The 21,088-nt window shown below is 63.8% G+C and carries 16 protein-coding genes; 10 read left to right on the top strand and 6 right to left on the bottom strand.

Translation table 11 applies throughout. The features are described from left to right. The first annotated feature begins 92 nt into the window (after positions 1–92). The gene (locus F753_RS35070) at positions 93–845 is read left to right on the top strand and encodes a sulfite exporter TauE/SafE family protein (protein ID WP_023445158.1); all 753 of its coding nucleotides are present in this window, start codon (positions 93–95) and stop codon (positions 843–845) included. A 22-nt stretch (positions 846–867) separates the two neighbouring features. Here the strand turns inward: F753_RS35070 and chrA are convergent, their stop codons facing one another. Both chrA and F753_RS35080 read right to left on the bottom strand, forming a co-directional pair. After that, positions 868–2,085 carry a chromate efflux transporter gene (gene chrA, locus F753_RS35075; RefSeq protein ID WP_023445159.1) on the bottom strand — a complete coding sequence of 406 codons (1,218 nt, stop codon included), beginning with the start codon at positions 2,083–2,085 and terminating at the stop codon, positions 868–870. Between the two features lie 63 nt (positions 2,086–2,148). Further along, positions 2,149–3,114, bottom strand: a complete 966-nt coding sequence (locus tag F753_RS35080; protein ID WP_023445160.1) for a DUF1853 family protein — start codon at positions 3,112–3,114, stop codon at positions 2,149–2,151. Positions 3,115–3,326: 212 nt separating this feature from the next. On the opposite strand from F753_RS35080, the gene F753_RS35085 reads away from it, so the two are divergent. The 8 genes from F753_RS35085 (at position 3,327) to F753_RS35120 (ending at position 13,897) form a co-directional block, all read left to right on the top strand. Continuing rightward, positions 3,327–4,214, top strand: coding sequence for an NAD(+) kinase (locus F753_RS35085; RefSeq protein WP_003280695.1), 888 nt, complete (start codon positions 3,327–3,329; stop codon positions 4,212–4,214). Beyond that, a complete protein-coding gene (locus tag F753_RS35090; protein ID WP_023445161.1) occupies positions 4,214–5,185 on the top strand; it encodes a metallophosphoesterase in 972 nt (323 codons plus the stop codon). Before F753_RS35085 ends, F753_RS35090 begins: the two co-directional genes overlap by 1 nt. Then, positions 5,182–6,051 carry a rhomboid family intramembrane serine protease gene (locus tag F753_RS35095; RefSeq protein ID WP_031297604.1) on the top strand — a complete coding sequence of 290 codons (870 nt, stop codon included), beginning with the start codon at positions 5,182–5,184 and terminating at the stop codon, positions 6,049–6,051. The genes F753_RS35090 and F753_RS35095 overlap by 4 nt, the downstream gene beginning before the upstream one ends. 61 nt (positions 6,052–6,112) lie before the next feature. Then, complete coding sequence (locus F753_RS35100; protein ID WP_003298300.1) at positions 6,113–6,391, top strand: YeaC family protein; 279 nt, start codon at positions 6,113–6,115, stop codon at positions 6,389–6,391. Next, positions 6,391–7,224 carry a DUF2797 domain-containing protein gene (locus tag F753_RS35105; RefSeq protein WP_014820716.1) on the top strand — a complete coding sequence of 278 codons (834 nt, stop codon included), beginning with the start codon at positions 6,391–6,393 and terminating at the stop codon, positions 7,222–7,224. The genes F753_RS35100 and F753_RS35105 overlap by 1 nt, the downstream gene beginning before the upstream one ends. Before the next feature lie 220 nt (positions 7,225–7,444). Further along, positions 7,445–10,105: an aminopeptidase N gene (gene pepN / locus F753_RS35110; protein WP_023445163.1), complete on the top strand. Its 2,661-nt coding sequence runs from the start codon at positions 7,445–7,447 to the stop codon at positions 10,103–10,105. Between the two features lie 410 nt (positions 10,106–10,515). Further along, positions 10,516–11,514, top strand: coding sequence for a WD40/YVTN/BNR-like repeat-containing protein (locus tag F753_RS35115; protein WP_023445164.1), 999 nt, complete (start codon positions 10,516–10,518; stop codon positions 11,512–11,514). Between the two features lie 16 nt (positions 11,515–11,530). Then, a complete protein-coding gene (locus tag F753_RS35120) occupies positions 11,531–13,897 on the top strand; it encodes an efflux RND transporter permease subunit (RefSeq protein WP_023445165.1) in 2,367 nt (788 codons plus the stop codon). Between the two features lie 78 nt (positions 13,898–13,975). On the opposite strand, the gene cobA is transcribed toward F753_RS35120, so the two are convergent. From cobA to nirB, 4 genes are read right to left on the bottom strand one after another with little or no spacing between them, the layout of a single operon-like run. Further along, complete coding sequence (gene cobA, locus F753_RS35125; protein WP_023445166.1) at positions 13,976–14,713, bottom strand: uroporphyrinogen-III C-methyltransferase; 738 nt, start codon at positions 14,711–14,713, stop codon at positions 13,976–13,978. A gap of 25 nt (positions 14,714–14,738) precedes the next feature. Continuing rightward, the gene (locus F753_RS35130) at positions 14,739–17,444 is read right to left on the bottom strand and encodes a nitrate reductase (RefSeq protein ID WP_023445167.1); all 2,706 of its coding nucleotides are present in this window, start codon (positions 17,442–17,444) and stop codon (positions 14,739–14,741) included. A 43-nt stretch (positions 17,445–17,487) separates the two neighbouring features. Further along, complete coding sequence (nirD, locus tag F753_RS35135) at positions 17,488–17,817, bottom strand: nitrite reductase small subunit NirD (RefSeq protein ID WP_014820710.1); 330 nt, start codon at positions 17,815–17,817, stop codon at positions 17,488–17,490. A 24-nt stretch (positions 17,818–17,841) separates the two neighbouring features. Then, entirely contained in the window at positions 17,842–20,292 is a 2,451-nt protein-coding gene (nirB, locus tag F753_RS35140; RefSeq protein ID WP_023445168.1) for a nitrite reductase large subunit NirB, read from the bottom strand. Between the two features lie 484 nt (positions 20,293–20,776). On the opposite strand from nirB, the gene F753_RS35145 reads away from it, so the two are divergent. Beyond that, positions 20,777–21,085, top strand: a complete 309-nt coding sequence (locus F753_RS35145; protein ID WP_023445169.1) for a hypothetical protein — start codon at positions 20,777–20,779, stop codon at positions 21,083–21,085. Positions 21,086–21,088: the final 3 nt, after the last annotated feature.

A 21,088-nucleotide genomic window follows, 5' to 3' on the forward strand; every position in this document is an offset into this window, starting at 1 on the left:
GCGATCTATGCAAAGCCATTGTGCGTGGCTGTGCGTACCGAAGCCAGCGGCGGCGGCGTACGATGAGCGCCCCTGTATATTGGAGCGTCGGAATGCTGCTGGATATCGGATTGAACGTACTGCTCGGATTGGCGTTAGGCACGCTGGGCGGCTTGTTCGGTATCGGCGGCGGGCTGATTGCGATTCCCGTGCTGGGCGTGCTGTTCGGCCTGGACCAGCAGCTGGCGCAAGGCACCGCGTTGGTGATGGTCGTGCCCAACGTGCTGCTTGCCATCTGGCGCTATCACCAGCGCAATCGCATCGACTGGCGGCATGCCCTCGCGCTGGGCAGTGCCAGTTTTGTGTTCGCCATCGCCGGTGCGGCCGTTGCCGTGTCGCTGGATGCCGGGCGCATGCGCATGGCGTTCGTCGGCTTCCTGCTGGCCCTGGCTGCCTACACATTGCTACGGGTGTTTCTGCGCCCGGCCGCCGGCGACGGACAGCTGCGTCATCACTGGCCATGGCTGGGCCTGCTCGGTGCGGGTGCCGGAGCAATGGGAGGTTTGTTCGGTGTCGGTGGAGCGGTTATCGCCACGCCGGTACTGACCAGCGTATTCGGCACCTCGCAGGTGGTCGCTCAGGGCCTGTCGCTGGCACTGGCCGCGCCGAGCACCGGCGTCACTCTGGTGACCTATGCGCTGCATCATCAGGTCAACTGGTCGCTGGGCCTGCCGCTGGCGGTAGGCGGATTGCTCAGCATCAGTTTGGGCGTGCGGTTGGCGCATGCCTTGCCGGAACGTCTGCTGCGACTGCTGTTCAGCGTTTTCTTGGTGGCAAGCGCCGTGTTGCTGGCGATGGAAAGCTGATCGGCGCGATTTCGCCAGTCGTTTAGCCGGTCAGGCCGATCAGGCCACCACCCACAGCGCCACCGATCACCACCAGCCAGGGCGGTAGTTTCCAGTACATCAGTGCGGCGAGGGCGAGCAGGGCAAGGACGAAATGCTCTGGGGCCTTGATGCCGCTGGTCCATACCGGATCGTACAGCGCAGCCAGCAGCAACCCGACCACCGCCGCGTTGACCGCCGCCAGGGCTGCCTGCGTGCGCCGGTTGCTGCGCAGGCGCTCCCAGAACGGCAGCACGCCGATGACCAGCAGAAACGACGGCACGAATACCGCAACCAGGCACACCGCCGCTCCCAGCAAGCCGCTGGGCGATTCATTCATCGAGGCGCCGAGAAACGCGGCAAAGGTGAACAGCGGGCCGGGTACCGCCTGGGCCGCGCCGTAGCCAGCGAGGAACGTATCGCGGTCTACCCAGCCTGGCTGCACCACTTCGGCCTGCAGCAGCGGCAGCACCACGTGGCCGCCACCGAACACCAGCGCGCCAGCGCGGTAGAACGCATCGAGCAACGCCAACAACGGGTTGTCCGTGCCGCTGGCGAGTAGCGGCAACAGCATGAGCAGCGCAAAGAACAGCGCCAGTGCTGTGAGCGCGGCCCGACGCTTCACCGCAACGGGCAATGCGACATGTGCTTCCGTGGAGACTGGGCGAAAGACAATCAGCCCGATCAGACCCGCCGTGGCGATGACCGCAACCTGACTCCAGATGAACGGGAGCAGCACGGTGCTCGCCGCCGCCAGCGCAATGGCGATTCGCGGCGCGTCGGTGCACAGCGTTCGTGCCATGCCCCAGACGGCCTGGGCAACCACGGCCACGGCGACGATCTTCAGACCCTGAAGGACGCCAGCAGGCAGCGCGTCGCCCCATGTGGCGATTCCCAGCGCGAACAGCGTCAGCGCGATCGCCGATGGCAGGGTGAAGCCTGCCCAGGCCGCCAGCGAGCCACGGTAACCGCCGCGCAGCAAACCGATCGCCAGGCCTACCTGGCTGCTGGCCGGGCCTGGAAGAAACTGGCAGAGCGCGACCAGATCGGCATAGCTGCGCTCGTCCAGCCAGCGGCGACGCTGGACGAACTCGTCGCGGAAGTAGCCGAGATGCGCGATGGGACCGCCAAAGGAGGTGAGGCCCAGGCGCAGGAACACCAGAAAAATGGTCCAAGCGTCGAGTCGGGAGGGTGTCGAATGATGCTGCGCGTCGGTGGGCATGCGGGTTCGTCGGCTATCGATCTGTAGGGTCGAGTCGGGCAGGCAGTCTAGCTGTTCAAGGTGTCAGGTGGATGACAGCGGACGCGCTGCGGCGCCGTTGCAGGGCCAATCATCGGCGACCAGAAACAGCCGTTCCTGCTCCAGCCAGACGCCCGATGCATCCGGTTCGAGCCGCGCCAGCAGCTGCGCCCGCGCCTGTGCCGGATTGGCGGCCTGCCAGTCGGCGAACCGGTTTGCAGTCCACAGTTCGGCTGGCGTAACACGTGCTGGCGCGAGCCAGGCCGAGCGAGCGATGGGTTGCCAGACTGCGTCGGGATTCTCGGCCTGGAATCGCGGCCAGTCGGCCTGGCGCAGCCATCTGCCCTGCAGGTGGTGCGGGTTGGCGCCGAGCGGCGACGTGCAGCTCTGCGGCCAGGGGCGGAACAGGTACCCGCTGAGCCAGAAGCTGCTTTGCACCGGGCGGCCGGTAAGTTCAGCGAGCACCGCCAGCGTTGCTGGCTGGGTACACAGCGGCAGCTGGCGCTGGCACATATGGTCGAGTTTCAGATCGAGTCGATCGTGACTGCCGGGACCAAGCCAATGCGCGTGCCGGCTGCCATCGCCCTGCGCGAGCCCCAGGTAGAACTTCACGGCCAGCTCCAGGTGATGCACGCCCTGGTCATCGCAGAACAGCAGGTCCAGCTCGCCGAGTGTGCTGCCGTTCTGCCGGATCGGCAGATTGGCGGCGAGCAGCTGGATATCGGGTGCGTGGGACAGCGCGTATTGCCACAGCCGCTCGTAGTACAGGCCCAGTCGTCGAATGCGGTGCAGTGACAGCCAGGCTTCGAGAATCGATGGCTCGGCATCCTGTTGCCGCAACCAGTTGGCCAGCCGCTCCGGCTCGCTGTTCCAGCAGCTCGCGGACAGCGGGTGACGCTGACACTGCGGTGCCTCGCTCAGCAGCGGCGGCGAGAGGATCGTCCAGGCGAGATCGCGCACCTGCGGATGCTGGAGGCGGTTGGGGAGGGCGGAAAGACTGCACAGGCTCATGAATGCAGCATAGCTGTCGGTTTGCTGATGGTCCGGCGTTTCGCTGATAATCCGCTGCCGCTGAACACCGCGGCGAGCAGGGGCTCTAACCCCTGTGCTGGATTTCAGGCGAATAGCCGATTCGTATCGGCGTCGTCGCCTGCGTGCTGCGTGTTATTTTCGAGCGCTGCGACTGCCCGCAACCATCCGCCCAGCCACACCAGGGAACGTCAATGGAGCAATTCCGCAATATCGGCATCATCGGCCGCCTGGGTAGCTCCCAGGTGCTGGATACCATCCGCCGGCTGAAGCGATTCCTCGTCGAACGCCATCTGCATGTGATTCTTGAAGAGAACATCGCCGAGGTGCTGCCGGGACACGGCATGCAGACCTCGTCGCGGCAGCGGCTGGGCGAATCCTGTGACCTGGTGATCGTGGTCGGCGGCGACGGCAGCCTGCTGGGCGCCGCCCGGGCGATGGCCAAGCACCGGGTGCCGGTACTCGGCATCAACCGTGGCAGCCTCGGCTTTCTCACCGACATCCGTCCGGATGAGCTGGAAGAGAAAGTCGCCGAAGTGCTCAACGGCCAGTACACCCTGGAAAATCGCTTTCTGCTGGAGGCCCAGGCGCGACGCTTCGATGAGCCGATCGGCGAGGGCGACGCGCTCAATGATGTGGTGCTGCATCCGGGCAAATCCACGCGCATGATTGAATTCGAGTTGTACATCGACGGCCAGTTCGTCTGCAGCCAGAAGGCCGACGGTCTGATCGTGGCGACCCCCACCGGCTCCACTGCCTATTCGCTGTCGGCGGGCGGGCCGATCATGCATCCGCGATTGGACGCCATCGTCGTCGTGCCCATGTACCCGCACACGCTGTCGAGCCGTCCGATCGTGGTCGATGGCAACAGCGAGCTGAAGATCGTGGTGTCGCCGAACATGCAGATATATCCGCAAGTGTCCTGCGACGGCCAGAACCACTTCACCTGTGCCCCGGGCGATACCGTGACGGTGCGCAAGAAGCCGCAGAAGCTGCACCTGATCCATCCGCTGGACCACAACTACTACGAAGTTTGCCGGACCAAGCTGGGCTGGGGCAGTCGCCTCGGCGGGGGCGATTGATGCAGCTTGATCCCGAACGCGGCTACGACCTTATCGGTGATGTGCATGGCTGCGGTCGTGCACTTGCGCGGCTGCTGGATCAGCTGGGCTACCGCCTGCAGGGCGGGGTCTGGCGCCATTCGCGGCGACAGGTGATCTTCCTCGGCGACATCATCGACCGCGGCCCGCATATCCGCGAGGCGCTGCATCTGGTCTACGACATGGTCGATCGTGGGCAAGCCTACTGCATCATGGGTAACCACGAGTTCAATGCGCTGGGCTGGTACATGCCGGCACCGCCGGGCAGCGGCCGGGAGTTCGTGCGTGACCGCACGCCGCGCTTCGCCCGCCTGCTGCAGGAGACGTTCGAGCAGTTCGAACGGTATCCGGACGAGTGGCGAGCGTTCCGCGAATGGTTCTACGAGTTGCCACTGTTCTTGGAATCCGAGCGCTTCCGCGTGGTGCATGCCTGCTGGGACAGCTGGGTGATCGCACGCCTGCGTCCGTTTCTCAGCGACGCCTGCCTCAATCCGGCAATCCTTCGTGAAGCCGGCCTGCCGGGCACCTTCATCTGCCAGGCGCTGGATCGGCTGCTGCGCGGCACCGATATGCCGCTGCCCGAGGGCATGACGCTGACCAGTGAGGAAGGTTTCGTGCGCACCTTCTTCCGCACCAAATTCTGGGAAGAGAACCCACAGACCTACGGTGACGTGGTGTTCCAGCCCGACGGCCTGCCGGACCATGCGGCGCGCATGCCGCTATCTGCGCAACAGAAGAATCGCCTCTTCCTCTACGGTCCGGACGAGCCGCTGTTGTTCGTCGGCCACTACTGGCGGCGTGGCCAGCCGGGGCCGCTGCGCGACAATCTGGCCTGCCTGGACTACAGCGCGGTGAAGAACGGCAAACTGGTGGCCTATCGACTGGATCAGGAAGTCCGGCTGGACCCGGCGAAGTTCGTCTGGGTCGATGTCTGCGCGGTGTTCCGAACATGAGTGTCGAGGTGAGCGAAGCGCTGCGCCTGCCGCTGTCGGAAGACCTCAGCGGTTTCATCGCCTTGCTGCGCCGTCTGCGGGTGCCGTGCCGGGTGTCGGAGGAGGGCGATCAACAGGTACTGCGCGTGCCGGTTGAGGTTGTCGAGCAGGTTCGTGACCTTTACGCGCGGCATCCCCATGGCGATGACAGCGTCGTCATCGAACAGCCGCGTCGCCGCGGCGGTTTCGTCGCCGCTCTGCGCGCCAGCCCGCTGACCGCGGCGGTATTGGTCATCACCGTGGTTGTCGCGGCTATCACCATGCTTGGTGAGAATTTCGCGACGATCCGCTGGCTGAACTTCGTCGACTTCCGTGTCGACGGTGAATACGCCTACTTCGCCTCGCTGGAGCAGACACTCGCTGCCGGACAATGGTGGAGGCTGATTACGCCGATCTTCGTGCATTTCGGCATTCTGCATCTGGCGATGAACAGCATGTGGTTCTGGGAGCTGGGGCGGCGCATCGAAGCCCTTCAGCGCGCCTGGATGCTGCTGGCGCTGACGCTGCTGTTCGGTCTGGTGTCCAACTTCGCCCAGTACCTGTTCGGTGGCCCGGGTATTTTTGGTGGGCTTTCCGGCGTGCTGTACGGGCTGCTCGGGCACTGCTGGCTATATCAGAAGCTCGCGCCCAACGAGGCCTACCGACTGCCGCCCGGCGTGGTGGTGCTGATGCTGGTGTGGCTGGTGATCTGCCTCACCGGCGTCATTGAGGTGCTCAGTTTCGGCGCGTTGGCCATCGCCAATGCCGCTCATGTCGGCGGGTTGGTCGCCGGCTGCGTGACCGGCGTGATTGGCGGCACCCTGGCGCGCCGTCGGCGCCAGCTCTGAGGCTTTTCCCTAAAGCACGGCTGCCCGGTAGAATGGCCGCTCGTTTCCCTCGGAGCTGGCCATGTCGACCTTTATCCAAACCGCCGAAAACATCACCCCCGAAATCTACCTGAACCTCAAGCAGGCGCTTGAACTCGGCAAATGGGCTGACGGCCGCAAGCTGACCCCCGAGCAGAAGGAAACCTGTATGCAGGCGGTGATCGCCTGGGAGATGAAGAACCTCCCGGAAGAACAGCGCACCGGCTTCATGGGCGGTCAGGAATGTGCTTCCAAGAGCAAGAAGGCTGAGCCGGCCATCGATACCAGCCTGTTCGCTCCCGCTTCGGGAACCCGCCACTGATGCTCGAATTGGGACGCGGTGCGCTGAGCAAGATGTCGATCCAGCTCGGCGCACCGGCGCAGTATTCCTTCCGTCTGAACGACGAGCTGGTGCCGGTCAATCCGCTGATCGGCAAGACCCTGCGTCTGGAATACCTCGGCGCCATCAACTGCACCCATTGCGGTCGCAAGACCAACAAGAGCTTCAGCCAGGGTTATTGCTATCCCTGCTTCAAGAAGCTGCCGCAGTGCGATGTCTGCATCATGAGCCCGGAAAAGTGCCACCACGATTTCGGCACCTGCCGCGACCCGCAGTGGGGCATGGACTTCTGCATGACCGACCACGTGGTCTACCTGGCCAACTCGTCGGGCATCAAGGTCGGGATCACCCGTGCCACGCAGCTGCCGACGCGCTGGCTCGATCAGGGCGCCAGCCAGGCGCTGCCGATCATGCGCGTCGCCACGCGCCAGCAGTCCGGAATGGTCGAAGACCTGCTGCGCAGCCAGGTGGCGGATCGCACCAATTGGCGCGCGCTGCTCAAGGGCGATGCCGAACCCATCGACCTGATCGAAATGCGCGAGCAGATCTTCGATGCCTGTGCCGATGGGTTGCGCGAGTTGCAACAGCGCTACGGGCTGCAGGCGATCCAGCCGGTGGCGGACGCCGAGGTGCTGGAGATTCGCTATCCGGTCGACGCCTATCCGACCAAGGTGGTCAGTCTCGATCTGGAGAAGACGCCCGTAGTCGAAGGTACGCTCAGGGGCATCAAGGGCCAGTACCTGATTCTCGATACCGGCGTGATCAACATTCGCAAGTTCACCGCTTATCAGGTCGCCGCCAGCGCTACCGCGTAGGGTGGATAACGCTTCGCTTATCCACCGCTTACGGCCGGCGGGCTCAAGGATGAGCGGCCTGGAACAACCCTGTGGAAAAGGCTTCTCCGTTTCCACCCTACAAGTCCGTCGCGACAGACGCTAAGCTCGAACTCATCCGCAGCCCGGTTTCCGGGCTGGCAGTCCATCGCCAAATTCCTGCTTGAAGCTACCCGCTTGAAGCTCAGTCGACGAGGTTTCCATGCGTACCGAACAACCGAAAGTCATTCATCTGAAGGATTACCAGGCGCCTGAATACCTGATTGATGAAACCCACCTGACCTTCGAACTGTACGAGGACCGCACCCTGGTGCACGCCCAGCTGGTGATGCGCCGCAATCCCGAGCGCCCGGCTGGCAAGCTGCCGCCGCTGGAGCTGCACGGCCAGGAGCTCGAGCTGCAGGCCATCGCGCTGAACGACCGGGAGCTTGGCCTGGGCGACTACCAGATCAGCGAAGACTGTCTGACCCTGCAGCCGGACAGCGAAAGCTTCGTCATCGACACTTCGGTGGTGATCCATCCGGAAACCAACACCGCGCTGGAAGGGCTGTACAAGTCCGGCAGCATGTTCTGCACCCAGTGCGAGGCCGAGGGCTTCCGCAAGATCACTTATTACCTCGACCGCCCGGACGTGATGAGCAAGTTCACCACCACCGTGAGCGCCGAACAAAAGGCTTATCCGGTGCTGCTCTCCAACGGTAACCCGATTGCCAGCGGCAGCGAGGACGACGGCCGCCACTGGGCGACCTGGGAAGACCCGTTCAAGAAGCCGGCCTACCTGTTCGCCCTGGTTGCAGGTGACCTCTGGGCGATCGAAGACAGCTTCACCACCATGAGCGGGCGCGACGTGGCGCTGCGCATCTATGTCGAGCCGGAGAACGTCGACAAGTGCCAGCACGCCATGGACAGCCTGAAGAAGTCGATGAAGTGGGATGAAGAGGCCTACGGTCGTGAGTACGACCTGGACATCTTCATGATCGTCGCGGTGAACGACTTCAACATGGGCGCCATGGAGAACAAGGGCCTCAACATCTTCAACTCCAGCGCAGTGCTGGCCCGCGCCGAAACCGCCACCGACGCCGCGCACCAGCGTGTCGAGGCGATCGTCGCCCACGAATATTTCCACAACTGGTCGGGCAATCGCGTGACCTGCCGCGACTGGTTCCAGCTGTCGCTCAAGGAAGGCTTCACCGTCTTCCGCGATTCGCAGTTCAGCGCCGACATGAACTCGCCGACCGTCAAGCGCATCGAGGACGTCGCCTACCTGCGCACCCACCAGTTCGCCGAGGACGCCGGCCCGATGGCGCATTCGGTGCGCCCGGAATCCTTCATCGAGATTTCCAACTTCTACACCCTGACCGTCTACGAGAAGGGCGCCGAGGTGGTGCGCATGATCCAGACGCTGCTGGGCGACGAGGGCTTCCGCAAGGGCAGCGACCTCTATTTCGAGCGGCATGACGGCCAGGCCGTGACGGTCGACGATTTCGTCAAGGCGATGGAGGACGCCAACGGTGCGGACCTGACCCAGTTCAAGCGCTGGTACAGCCAGTCCGGTACACCGCGCCTGGCCGTCAGCGAGCAATACGACGAGGCAGCGAAGACCTACCGCCTGACCTTCCGCCAGAGCTGTCCGCCGACACCGGGCCAGCCGACCAAGGAGCCGTTCGTGATCCCGGTGGCGCTGGGCCTGCTCGCCGCCGATGGTTCGGACATGCCGCTGCGTCTGGACGGTGAAGCCTCCGCCGTCGGAACCAGTCGCGTGCTGGCGGTGACCGAAGCCGAACAGAGCTTCACCTTCGTCGACGTCGCCGAGCGTCCGCAGCCATCGCTGCTGCGCGGCTTCTCCGCGCCGGTAAAGCTGGATTACCCGTACGACCGCGACCAGCTGATGTTCCTGATGCAGCACGATTCCGACGGCTTCAATCGCTGGGAAGCGGGTCAGCAGCTGTCGGTGCAGGTGCTGCAGGAGCTGATCGGTCAGCAGCAGCGTGGTGAAGAACTGGCGCTGGAGGAGCGTCTGATCACCGCGCTACGCACCTTGCTGCAGAACGGGACGCTGGACGCAGCGATGGTCGCCGAGATGCTCTCGCTGCCGGGCGAAGCCTACCTGGCTGAAATCAGCGAAGTGGCGGACGTGGATGCCATCCATGCCGCGCGCGAGTTCGCCCGCAAGCGCATCGCGGACGCGTTGTTCGAGCCGCTGTGGCAGCGCTACCAGGCCAATCGCGAAACCTCGCGCAGCACGCCCTATGTCGCCTCGGCCGAACATTTCGCCCGTCGCGCCCTGCAGAACATCGCATTGTCGTATCTGATGCTGAGCGAAAAAGCCGAAGTCGTGGAAGCCTGCCTGGAACAGTTCGAGCAGGCCGACAACATGACCGAGCGCTTGACCGCACTGGCCGTGCTGGTCAACTCGCCGTTCGAGGCCGAGCGCGACAAGGCGCTGCAGGCCTTCGCCGAGCACTTCAAGGACAACCCGCTGGTGATGGACCAGTGGTTCAGCGTCCAGGCCGGCAACCCTTTGCCCGGCGGGTTGGAACGGGTGCAGACGCTGATGCAGCACCCGGCATTCACCCTGAAGAATCCGAACAAGGTGCGTGCGTTGATCGGCGCCTTCGCCAACCAGAACCTGGTCAACTTCCACCGCGCCGATGGCGCCGGCTACCACTTCCTCGCCGATCAGGTGATCACCCTCAACTCCCTGAACCCGCAGATCGCCTCGCGCCTGCTGGCGCCGCTGACCCGCTGGCGCAAGTACGACAGCGCCCGGCAGGCGCTGATGAGGGCCGAGCTGGAGCGCATCCTTGCGTCCGGAGAGCTGTCCAGCGATGTCTACGAAGTGGTGAGCAAGAGCCTCGCCTGACTCGACAAGGCCGATCGTGCAATGCGATCGGCCTTTCTTTTACGAGGGCCCGTTCCAGGCACTATCCACGGCAAACAACCTTCCTGCGTATCGTGACCATCCTCTGGCGCCTCGCGTCGGATCGTCACTGCGGGATCGAAAGGGGCGGTCGGCACATACTGGCCACTGGCCCAATCAGCCTGAGTGATCACGCGTCAATCATTGCGTGAGAGTTAACAATTCATAACGTCCGGCCAATTGTGCCTGTCTGTGGAAGCTGGCTAGGATGGCCGAGCCTGCATTACAGGCCTTACCTAATAAGAATAAAGGGGGTATGTATGAGTGAGCCCGTTCAGCGGCGCACACTATCCGGCCGCGCCGTGGTTCCATGCCAGGCGAGGGCGTCGCGTCTTCACTCATCGGTTGCCGGCATGCTTTCGCTGTGCGGCGCCTTCTCACTCCTGCTGCTCGCAGCATCGGCACCCGCCCAGGCCGCTACCGATGGCCAGGCCCGCTACTCGATCGAGTCGGCCAAGGCGGTATCCAATCTTCTGCTCGATATCACCCAGGCCGGCGAACGCCTCGTTGCGGCGGGCGATCGAGGCCACATTCTCTATTCCGACGATGGTGGCGCCAGCTGGATGCAGGCCAAGGTGCCGACGCGCCAGCTGCTGACGGCCATCGACTTCGTCGATGACAAGCACGGCTGGGCGGTGGGTCACGACGCGCTGATCCTGGCTACCGCCGACGGCGGTGAGAGCTGGACGGTGCAGTACGAGGATCGCGAACGTGAGGCACCCTTGTTGGACGTCTGGTTCGAAGACACCCAGCACGGTATCGCGGTAGGCGCCTACGGCGCGCTGCTCGAAACCATCGATGGCGGGCAGAGCTGGGAGGACATCAGCGAGCGCCTCGACAACGAGGACGGTTATCACCTGAACGCCATCACCCATATCCAGGGCTCGGGCCTGTTCGTCGTAGGCGAACTGGGCGGAATGTTCCGTTCTGCCGATATGGGCGAAACCTGGGAGCGCGTCGAGTCGCCGTATCAGGGGTCGTTCTTCGGGGTAGTCGGCGGTTCGGAACCGGGGGTCGTGGTTGCCTTTGGGCTGCGCGGCCACCTGTTCCGCTCCATCGACTTCGGCGACAGCTGGGAAGGCATCGAGCTCGTCAACGGCAACGGCAATGTACTGGAGTCCGGGCTGGCCGACGGCAACCTGCTGCGCGATGGGCGCATCGTGGTGGTCGGTCACGGCGGCGCGGTACTCACCAGCGACGATCAGGGCCGTAGCTTCAAGCTGTTCAATCGCCCCGACCGCCGTTCGCTGTCGGGTGTCACCTCCGATTCCCAAGGCAACCTGATCCTGGTAGGGCAGGGTGGTGTTCGCATCGCCTCGCCATCGGGCGCGGATCTGGCCACACAACAATAAAGCCGGGAGAGTCTGCATGACCAAGCACCACCAGAAGCCGGCGTCGTTCCTCGAGCGCCTGATCTTCAACAACCGGCCGGCAGTCGTCGTACTCTGCCTGCTGATCAGCGCATTTCTCTTCTATCAGGCGGCCCAGGTTCGGCCGCAGACCAGCTTCGAGAAGATGATTCCGCTGGGGCATCCGTATATCCAGAAGATGCTCGAGCACCAGAATGATCTGGCCAACCTCGGCAACACGGTGCGGATCTCCGTGGCAGCAAAAGATGGTGACATCTTCGCCAAGGACTACATGGAAACGCTGCGGCAGATTCATGACGAAGTGTTCTATATCCAAGGTGTCGATCGCTCCAACATGAAGTCGCTTTGGAGTCCCAGCGTTCGCTGGACCGAGGTGACAGAGCAAGGCTTCGCCGGCGGTGAGGTCATTCCGCAGACCTATGACGGGTCGCCGGAAAGTCTCGATGACCTTCGCAGCAACATTCTCAAGTCCGGTCAGGTCGGGCGTCTGGTCGCCAATGACTTCAAGTCCAGCATCATCGACGTGCCGCTGATGGAGTCCTACTCGGATCCGGAAGATCGCAGCAAGCAGATCAAGCTGGACTACCAGAAGTTCTCCCACGAGCTGGAAGAGAAGATTCGCGACAAGTACGAGACGCAGAACCCGAATGTGGAGATTCACATCATCGGCTTCGCCAAGAAGGTCGGTGACCTGATCGACGGGCTGGTCGGTGTGGCGTTGTTCTTCATCGTCGCCATCGGCATCACCTTCGTCCTGCTGCTGTGGTTCACCCGTTGCCTGAAGAGCACCATTGCGGTGTTGATCACCACGCTGATCGCCGTGACCTGGCAGCTCGGCCTGTTGCACACCCTGGGCTTCGGGCTCGATCCGTACTCGATGCTGGTACCGTTCCTGGTCTTCGCCATCGGTATCTCCCACGGCGTACAGAAGATCAACGGCATCGCCATGGCCTCCGGCTATACCGAAGATCCGGTGACGGCGGCGCGCATGGCTTTCCGTCAGCTGTTCATCCCGGGCATGGTGGCGTTGCTGTCGGATGCGGTGGGTTTCGTAACCCTGCTGCTGATCGATATCGGCGTGATCCGCGAGCTGGCCATCGGCGCTTCGCTGGGCGTGGCGGTCATCATCCTGACCAACCTGATCCTGCTGCCGGTTGCGATTTCCTACATGGGCATCAGTCAGCGGGCGATCAAGCAGGCCCGCGAAGAAGCCTCGCGCGATCATCCGTTCTGGCGTGCGCTGTCGAATTTCGCGAGCCCGAAGGTGGCACCGATCTCCATCACTATCGCCGTGGTCGCGCTGGCGGGGGGGCTCTGGGATGGCCTCTGGTACGGCCAGAACCTGAAGATCGGCGACCTCGATCAGGGCGCGCCGGAGCTGCATCCGGATTCGCGCTACAACCTGGACAACGACTTCGTCATCCGCAACTACTCGACCAGTTCCGACGTGCTGGTAGTGATGATCAAGACCGCGCCGGAAGGCTGTTCGCACTACGACACGCTCGCCGCCATGGACGAGCTGATGTGGAAGATGCAGAACACCGAGGGCGTGCAGTCGGCGGTGTCGATGGTGTCGGTGGCGCGCCAGGGCATCAAGGGCATGAACGAGGGCAGCCTGAAATGGGAAACGCTTTCGCGTAACCAGCATGTGCTGAACAACTCCATCGCCCGTGCCGAAGGCATGTACAACAGCGACTGCTCGCTGGCACCGGTACTGGTGTTCCTTAACGACCATAAGGCCGAGACGCTGGAACACGTGGTGGCCGCGGCGAAGGAGTTTGCCGAGGAGAACAACCGCGAAGGTCTGGAGTTCGTGCTGGCGGCAGGTAACGCCGGTATCGAAGCGGCCACCAACGAGGTCATCGCCGCGTCGGAAACCACCATGCTGATCGCCGTCTACCTGGCCGTGAGCATCATGTGCCTGCTGACCTTCCGCTCGCTGGCGGCCACGCTTTGCGTGATCCTGCCGCTGGTGCTGACTTCGATCCTCGGTAACGCGCTGATGGCCTTCATGGGCATCGGGGTGAAGGTCGCCACGCTGCCGGTGATCGCGCTGGGCGTGGGTATTGGTGTGGACTACGGGATCTATATCTACAGCCGTCTGGAGTCGTTCCTGCGCCAGGGCATGACCCTTCAGGAAGCCTACTACCAGACCCTGAAATCCACCGGCAAGGCGGTGATCTTCACCGGTGTCTGCCTGGCGATTGGTGTGGTGACCTGGGTGTTCTCGGCGATCAAGTTCCAGGCCGACATGGGTCTGATGCTGACCTTCATGTTCCTCTGGAACATGGTCGGCGCGATCTGGCTGCTGCCGGCCCTGGCCCGCTTCCTGATCAAACCGGAGAAGCTGCGTCAGAAAGCGTGATGATCACGCAGTAACGAAAACCGCGGCCCTTTGGCCGCGGTTTTTTTTAGGGGTGTTTGGTACGGCGGTCAGCTACGGTCAGGCGCTCTGGCTTACCGCCTGGAGCGCAGCCTGTGCGGCCACTTCGCCAATCACCAGGATCGCCGGGCTCTTCAGCTTGAAGGCCAAGGCGTCGCGGCACATGCCGGCGAGGCTTGAACGGCATTCGCGTTGCTGCGGCAGTGAAGCGTTCTCGATCATCGCCACTGGTGTATCGGCGGAAAGTCCGCCCTCCAACAGCCCGGCCTGCACCTGTTCCAGCTTGCTCACACCCATGTACACCACCAGCGTGGTGCCGCTTTTGGCCAGCGCCTGCCATTCCGGACTGCTGTCGTCGAGCGTGTGCGCTGTTACCAGGGTGACGCCGCGGGCGACGCCGCGCTGGGTCAGCGAGATGCCGCATTGCGTGGCACCGGCCAGGCCGGCAGTGATGCCGTTGACCAGCTCGACCTCGATCCCGCGTGCCGACAGCCATTCGGCTTCTTCGCCACCGCGGCCGAAGATGCACGGATCGCCACCCTTGAGGCGCACCACGCACTTGCCCTGGCGGGCGTAACGCAGCATCAGACGGTGGATGAAGGCTTGCGGCGTGGAGCGGCAGCCGCCGCGCTTGCCCACCGGGATGATGCGAGCGTTCGGGCAGTGTTCGAGCACGGCGAGGTTGACCAGGTCATCGATCATCACCACCTGTGCTTCGCCCAGCGCGCGCACGGCCTTGAGGGTCAGCAGTTCCGGGTCGCCAGGGCCGGCGCCTACCAGCCAGACTTTTGCGCTCATTGGGTAATCCTCGTCATGGTTGGTATCAGAGAAGTGCGCGTTCCGGCTGGCTGGCCAGCAGACGCTTGATTTCGGGAACGCAGGAGCCACAGCTGGTGCCGCAGCCGAGTTCCTGCTTGAGGCCGGTCAGATCGAGACCGCGCTCGATGCCTGCACAGACCTTGCTCTGGCTGACGTTCATGCAGTTGCACAGAGTGCGGTCGGTGCTGACCGTCGCGCCGCCAGGTGGCGCGCTGAGTGGAGCCAGCAGCCAGCGACGCAACTCGGCGTCGGCGCTGCCGCTTTCCCAGAGTCCGCGCAGCCACTGCCGGGCGACGGTCTCGCCGGCCAGGCGCAATGCGACGATACGGCCTTCGTCGATGCGTACGCGTTTGCCGACTGCACGACGCGGGTCGTCATAGGCCAGCACCGGTCCTTCATCGAGGCCGAGCAGGTGGTCGATGGCATCCAGCTCGACGGCCGTTGGCGCCGCATCTCGGGCGCCGCGGATCAGCAGCGCCGAGCGCTCGCGACCGCCGAGGCTGAAGCTGGCGTAGTCGAACGTCTCGAACAATGGCCGCAGCGCCTCGAAACGTCGCTGCACGTCGCCCTCGACCAGCGCAAAGAACTGCCACGGCAGTTCGACTCGTTCCACTTCGATGCCGGCATGCTTGAGTTCCGGCTGTTTCGACAGCGGATCGACGCTGGCCAGGGTCAGTACGTTGCTGCCCAGCCCCTTGAGAAAGCGATCGCCCCAGTGCATCGGCAGGAAGGTCTGGCCGGCACGCAGGCTGTCATCTTTCTGCACAGGCAGGATCAGGCTGCCGCGACGGCTTTTCACCGTCACCAGCTGGCCGTCCAGCAGACGCCGGCGGCGCATGTCATCAGCGTTCATTCCGAGCAACGCTTCTTCGACATGGCCGAACAGCCGCGCCGCAGTGCCAGTGCGGCTCATGCCGTGCCACTGGTCGCGCAGCCGGCCGGTATTGAGCGTCAGCGGGTAGCGCGCCTCGCGCTTTTCCTTCGGCGCCTGGTAGTGCTCAGCGATAAAGCGCGCGTGGCCATTGGCAGTGGGAAACACACCGTCGCCATACAGCCGCGCGGTGCCCTGTTCGCTGCCTGGCGGAAACGGCCATTGCTGCGGACCGAGGGTGTCGATCAGTGCGTAGCTCAGGCCGCTGTAGTCCAGATCGCGGGCGACGGTGAGCGGCTTGTACTCCTCGAACAGCGCTTCGGCATTCTCGAATGCGAACAGGCTCGGCTGGTCGGGGCGCAGGTGACGCTCCAGACGCCGGGCGAAATTGCAGGTGATCGCCCAGTCCGCACGGGCTTCACCTGGGGCCGGTACGGCGCGGCGCACGTGGCTGATACGGCGCTCGGAGTTGGTCACCGTGCCTTCCTTCTCGCCCCAGTTCGCGGCCGGCAGCAGAAGGTCGGCGTAGCGGCAGGTTTCGGTGGTGAAGAAGGCTTCCTGCACTACGACGAAGGGACAGGCGGCCAGGGCCTCATGGACTTTCTGCTGGTCCGGCAGCGACTGAGCCGGGTTGGTGCAGGCGATCCACAGCGCCTTGATTTTGCCGGCGCGCACCGCCTCGAACAGCTCGATGGCGGACAGGCCAGGCTGTTTTGGCAGCTGCTCGACGCCCCAGTAGTCCGCGACTTCGGCACGGTGTTCGGCATTGGTTGCGTCGCGGTGACCGGGCAGCAGATTGGACAGGCTGCCGGTCTCACGGCCGCCCATGGCGTTCGGTTGGCCGGTGAGCGAGAAGGGGCCGGCACCCGGCTTGCCGATCTGTCCGGTGGCCAGGTGCAGGTTGATCAGCGCACTGTTCTTGGCGCTGCCGGCGGTAGACTGATTCAGACCCATGCACCACAGGGAGAGGAAGGCTGGCGCGCTTCCGATCAGCCGTGCGCAGGTTTGCAGATCATCTACCGAGATGCCGCAGAGGTCGGCGACCATCGCCGGGGTGTAGTCGCGCACCAGGCTTTTCAGCGCATCGAAGCCTTCGGTATGGGCGTCGATGAAGCGGCGGTCGATCCAGCCTTCCCACATGAGAATATGCAGCAGCCCGTGGAACAGCGCGACATCGGTGCCCGGCAGGATCGGCAGGTGCAGGTCGGCCAGCTCGCTGGTGTCGGTGCGCCGCGGGTCGACGACGATGATGGTCATCTCCGGTCGCTTCGTCTTGGCTTCCTCCAGACGGCGGAACAGCACCGGATGCGCATAGGCCATGTTGCTGCCGGCGATCAGCAGGCAGTCGGCCTGCTCGATGTCCTCGTAGCTGCATGGTGGGGCGTCGGCGCCCAGGCTGCGCTTGTAGCCGACCACCGCCGAGGACATGCACAGCCGCGAGTTGGAATCCAGGTTGTTGGTGCCGACCAGGGCACGGGCCAGTTTGTTGAAGGCGTAGTAGTCCTCGGTCAGCAGCTGGCCGGAGACATAGAAGGCGATGCTGTCCGGGCCGTGCTCGCGGATGGTCTCGGTGAATACGCTGGCCGCGTGCTCCAGGGCACTGTCCCAGTCGGTACGGCTGCGCGCCAGGCCCTTGCCCAGACGCAGCTCGGGGTAGAGCGCGCGAGCGTCCAGATCGCCGGTCAGGTTCAACGTCGAGCCCTTGCTGCACAGCTTGCCGAAGTTGGCCGGATGGCTGGGGTCGCCGGCCACATCGAGGATGCGCTCGCCGTCGTGCTCGATCAGCACGCCACAGCCGACACCGCAGTAGCAGCAGGTCGAGGCGGTTGTCATACGCATGGCGTCGTCTCCTGGGAAAAGGTGCTGGTCAACTGCGGTGTGTTCAGGCCGCGCATTCCTTGCGCTGGTTAAGCGAAAGCTGCACGCGACCATTCTCGACGCGCGCCTCGTGGCGGTGGGCGCAGCCGACGTCGGGCGCTAGTGCTTCGCCGCTTTGCAGGTCGATCTGCCAGTTGTGCAGCGGGCAGGCGACCTGCTTGCCGTAGACGATCCCCTGCGACAGCGGTCCGCCCTTGTGTGGGCAGCGGTCGTCGAGGGCAAAGACCTGATCGTCGGAGGTGCGGAAGATCGCGATATCGCCCTTGGGGCCGGCGATGATGCGCGAGCCGAGCGGGTTGATTTCATCCAGTGCGCAGATATCGAGCCAGTTCATGCGGTGTCTCTCCAGATCGGGTTCTCAGGCGTTTTCCAGCTGCTTGACGGCGATGCGGTCGAATTCCTTCTTCAGCTGCGGCTTGGAGAGCTGCTCCTGCCACGGGTCCTGCTCGAAGGAAAGCGAGAACAGCAGCCGCTGGTGCAGCGCCTTGCGTCGCTCGGCGTCGTCCAGCACGGCCTTCTTGATGTGATCCATGCCGACGCGCTGCAGGTAGTGCACGGTGCGCTCGAGGTAGAAGGCTTCTTCGCGGTAGAGCTGGAGGAACGCCAGGCTGTATTCCATGACCTCCTCGGCTGTCTTCACCTTGACGAAGAACTCGCCGGCCTCGGTCTTGATGCCGCCGTTGCCGCCGATGTACAGCTCCCAGCCGGAGTCCACGCCGATGATGCCGACGTCCTTGATACCGGATTCGGCGCAGTTGCGCGGGCAGCCGGAGACGGCCAGCTTGACCTTGTGCGGCGACCACATGTTGAAAAGGGCGTGTTCCAGGTCGATGCCCATCTGCGTCGAGTTCTGCGTGCCGAAGCGGCAGAACTCGCTGCCGACGCAGGTCTTCACGGTGCGGATGGATTTGCCGTAGGCGTGGCCGGAGGGCATATCCAGGTCTTTCCAGACGCCTGGCAGGTCTTCCTTGCGGATGCCCAGCAGGTCGATGCGCTGGCCGCCGGTGACCTTGACCATCGGCACCTGATACTTGTCCGCCACATCGGCGATGCGCCGCAGCTCGGCGGCATTGGTGACGCCGCCCCACATCCGCGGGATGACCGAGTAGGTGCCGTCCTTCTGGATGTTGGCGTGGGCGCGCTCGTTGATGAAGCGAGATTGTGGGTCGTCCTTGGCTTCGCCCGGCCAGGTGGAGATCAGGTAGTAGTTCAGCGCCGGCCGGCAGGTGGCGCAGCCGTTCGGCGTGCGCCATTCCATGAAGGCCATGGCCGCCGGAATGCTGGTCAGGTGGTGCTCGCGAATGGCCTTGCGTACCTGGCCGTGGTTAAGGTCGCTGCAGCCGCAGATGGCCTTCTCGCTCTTCGGCTTGACGTCGGCGGCGCCGCCCACGGTGTTGATCAGAATCTGTTCGACCAGCCCGGCACAGGAGCCGCAGGAACTCGCGGCCTTGGTGTGCTTTTTCACCTCGTCCACCGAGAACAGCCCGTGTTCCTGAATCGCCTTGACGATGGTGCCCTTGCACACACCATTGCAGCCGCACACTTCCATGTCGTCCGGCATCGACATGGCCTTGCTCTGGCCCTGGTGGCCGGCATCGCCGATCGCACCCTCGCCAAACATCAGGTGGTCGCGGATCTGGCCCACGTTCTGGCCCTCTCGGACCTGGCGGAAGTACCAGCCGCCATCGGCGGTGTCGCCATACAGGCAGGCGCCGACCAGCACGTCGTCCTTGATCACCAGCTTCTTGTAGACGCCGCCGATGGGGTCGGAGAGGGTGATGGTCTCGGTGCCGTCGCCGCCAATGAAATCGCCGGCCGAGAACAGGTCGATGCCGGTGACCTTGAGCTTGGTCGAGGTCACCGAGCCCAGATAGCGGGAGAAGCCGAGCATGGCCAGGTGATTGGCGCAGACCTTGGCCTGTTCGAACAACGGGGCGACCAGGCCATAGGCGATGCCGCGATGGTTGGCGCATTCGCCGACGGCGTAGATGCGCGGGTCGTAGGTCTGCAGGGTGTCGTTGACCAGAATGCCGCGGTTGCACGGAATACCGGCCTGTTCCGCCAGCTCGCTGTTGGGGCGGATGCCGGCGGCCATCACCACCAGGTCGGCGGGGATCACCTCACCGTCCTTGAACTTGACCGCGCATACCCGGCCTTCGCCGTTGTCGAGCAGTTCGGCGGTGTGCTTGGGCAGGAGAAACTTCAGGCCACGGCTTTCCAGCGCGCTCTGCAGCAGGGTGCCGGCAGTCTTGTCGAGCTGGCGCTCCATCAGCCAGTCACCGATGTGCACCACGGTGACGTCCATGCCCCGCAGCTTTAGGCCGTTGGCCGCTTCCAGGCCGAGCAGGCCGCCGCCGATGACCACCGCGTGTTTGTGGGTCTTGGCGGTTTCCATCATCACTTGGGTGTCGGCAATGTCGCGGTAGCCGATTACGCCCTGCAGGTCCTTGCCGGGAATCGGCAGGATGAACGGGTTGGAGCCGGTGGCGATGAGCAGGCGGTCGTATTCCGCCTCGCTGCCGTCATCGGCGATCACCCGGCGTTTGACCCGGTCAATCTTCACCACCTTGCGGTTGAGCTTGAGGTGGATATCGTTCTCGGCGTACCAGTTCAGGTCGTTGAGCACGATCTCTTCGAACTGCTGTTCGCCGGCCAGCACCGGGGAGAGCAGGATGCGGTTGTAGTTGGGATGTGGCTCGGCGCCGAACACCGTGATGTCATAGAGCTCGTTGGTGAGCTTGAGCAGTTCCTCAAGGGTCCGCACGCCGGCCATGCCGTTGCCGATCATTACCAGTTTGAGTTTCTTCATGCCCGTTCTCCGTGCCAGCTGCCGTCCGGCCTGCTCGAAATTTTTCAACAACAAAAAAGGCGTCCCACCGGTTACCCAGTGAGGACGCCTTTGTCCGTGTCCCGCTCTCTCGGGAAACCTGCCGCTCCACGTTGAGGGTCAGGTCGTAATGATTCTTCGAGGTTCTGCTTTGCAGAGGTTATGCCAATTTGCAAATACACCAATTTTCAAGGGCTTGAGCGGTTGATGGGGCGTTGGCCGCGGAGCATCGTTGCACTGATATGCAGCGGCTTGCGCCCTGATGGTGCGAATCGCCATCGAAGCGACTCCAAAAACGCCGTTGACAGGCTGCGGCCAGCTTTCTAAAGTTTCGCCCATGCGCCGATTTAGTCAGCTACTTGCGGGGCGCCTGGAGCCGATGGCTTCGAAATACCGCTAAAGCGCTGGTTCCGGTGTCGCCTCCCACCGCTGCCCAGCGGAATCCTCGAGGCGGAAGTTGAAATCGATGAACGCAAAGCACGCCCAGTTGCGCCTGGCCCCGATCACCAGCGGCCTGCACCCCAGCAATCCGAAAGTCCTCCTCGGCGGTACTCACCAGCCATCTCTGTTGCGCTACCTCGAAGGTTGGCCGCGACGTCATCGCAAATCCCGCGCCCTGCTTATCCAGTTCGCCACGGCCGACGAGTCGCTGGCGCGTTTTGCCACCGACAGCTTCGATCTGGCCGTGATTCAGGCACCGACCGCTGAGCGCCTGGAGGAATGCGTGCGCGAGCTGACCCGGGTGGCGCGCCAAGGGCTGATTACCCGTCGCTGAGCG

This window comes from Stutzerimonas chloritidismutans AW-1, from assembly GCF_000495915.1.
In the GTDB taxonomy this organism is placed as follows: Bacteria; Pseudomonadota; Gammaproteobacteria; order Pseudomonadales; family Pseudomonadaceae; genus Stutzerimonas; species Stutzerimonas chloritidismutans.

Coding starts and splice junctions, on each gene's coding strand:
- nirB (WP_023445168.1), bottom strand. CDS start 20,292: ATGAAGAAACTCAAACTGGTAATGATCGGCAACGGCATGGCCGGCGTG.
- chrA (WP_023445159.1), bottom strand. CDS start 2,085: ATGCCCACCGACGCGCAGCATCATTCGACACCCTCCCGACTCGACGCT.
- F753_RS35115 (WP_023445164.1), top strand. CDS start 10,516: ATGCTTTCGCTGTGCGGCGCCTTCTCACTCCTGCTGCTCGCAGCATCG.
- pepN (WP_023445163.1), top strand. CDS start 7,445: ATGCGTACCGAACAACCGAAAGTCATTCATCTGAAGGATTACCAGGCG.
- F753_RS35130 (WP_023445167.1), bottom strand. CDS start 17,444: ATGCGTATGACAACCGCCTCGACCTGCTGCTACTGCGGTGTCGGCTGT.
- F753_RS35095 (WP_031297604.1), top strand. CDS start 5,182: ATGAGTGTCGAGGTGAGCGAAGCGCTGCGCCTGCCGCTGTCGGAAGAC.
- F753_RS35120 (WP_023445165.1), top strand. CDS start 11,531: ATGACCAAGCACCACCAGAAGCCGGCGTCGTTCCTCGAGCGCCTGATC.
- F753_RS35145 (WP_023445169.1), top strand. CDS start 20,777: ATGAACGCAAAGCACGCCCAGTTGCGCCTGGCCCCGATCACCAGCGGC.
- F753_RS35070 (WP_023445158.1), top strand. CDS start 93: ATGCTGCTGGATATCGGATTGAACGTACTGCTCGGATTGGCGTTAGGC.
- nirD (WP_014820710.1), bottom strand. CDS start 17,817: ATGAACTGGCTCGATATCTGCGCACTGGATGAAATCAACCCGCTCGGC.
- F753_RS35100 (WP_003298300.1), top strand. CDS start 6,113: ATGTCGACCTTTATCCAAACCGCCGAAAACATCACCCCCGAAATCTAC.
- F753_RS35080 (WP_023445160.1), bottom strand. CDS start 3,114: ATGAGCCTGTGCAGTCTTTCCGCCCTCCCCAACCGCCTCCAGCATCCG.
- F753_RS35085 (WP_003280695.1), top strand. CDS start 3,327: ATGGAGCAATTCCGCAATATCGGCATCATCGGCCGCCTGGGTAGCTCC.
- F753_RS35090 (WP_023445161.1), top strand. CDS start 4,214: ATGCAGCTTGATCCCGAACGCGGCTACGACCTTATCGGTGATGTGCAT.
- cobA (WP_023445166.1), bottom strand. CDS start 14,713: ATGAGCGCAAAAGTCTGGCTGGTAGGCGCCGGCCCTGGCGACCCGGAA.
- F753_RS35105 (WP_014820716.1), top strand. CDS start 6,391: ATGCTCGAATTGGGACGCGGTGCGCTGAGCAAGATGTCGATCCAGCTC.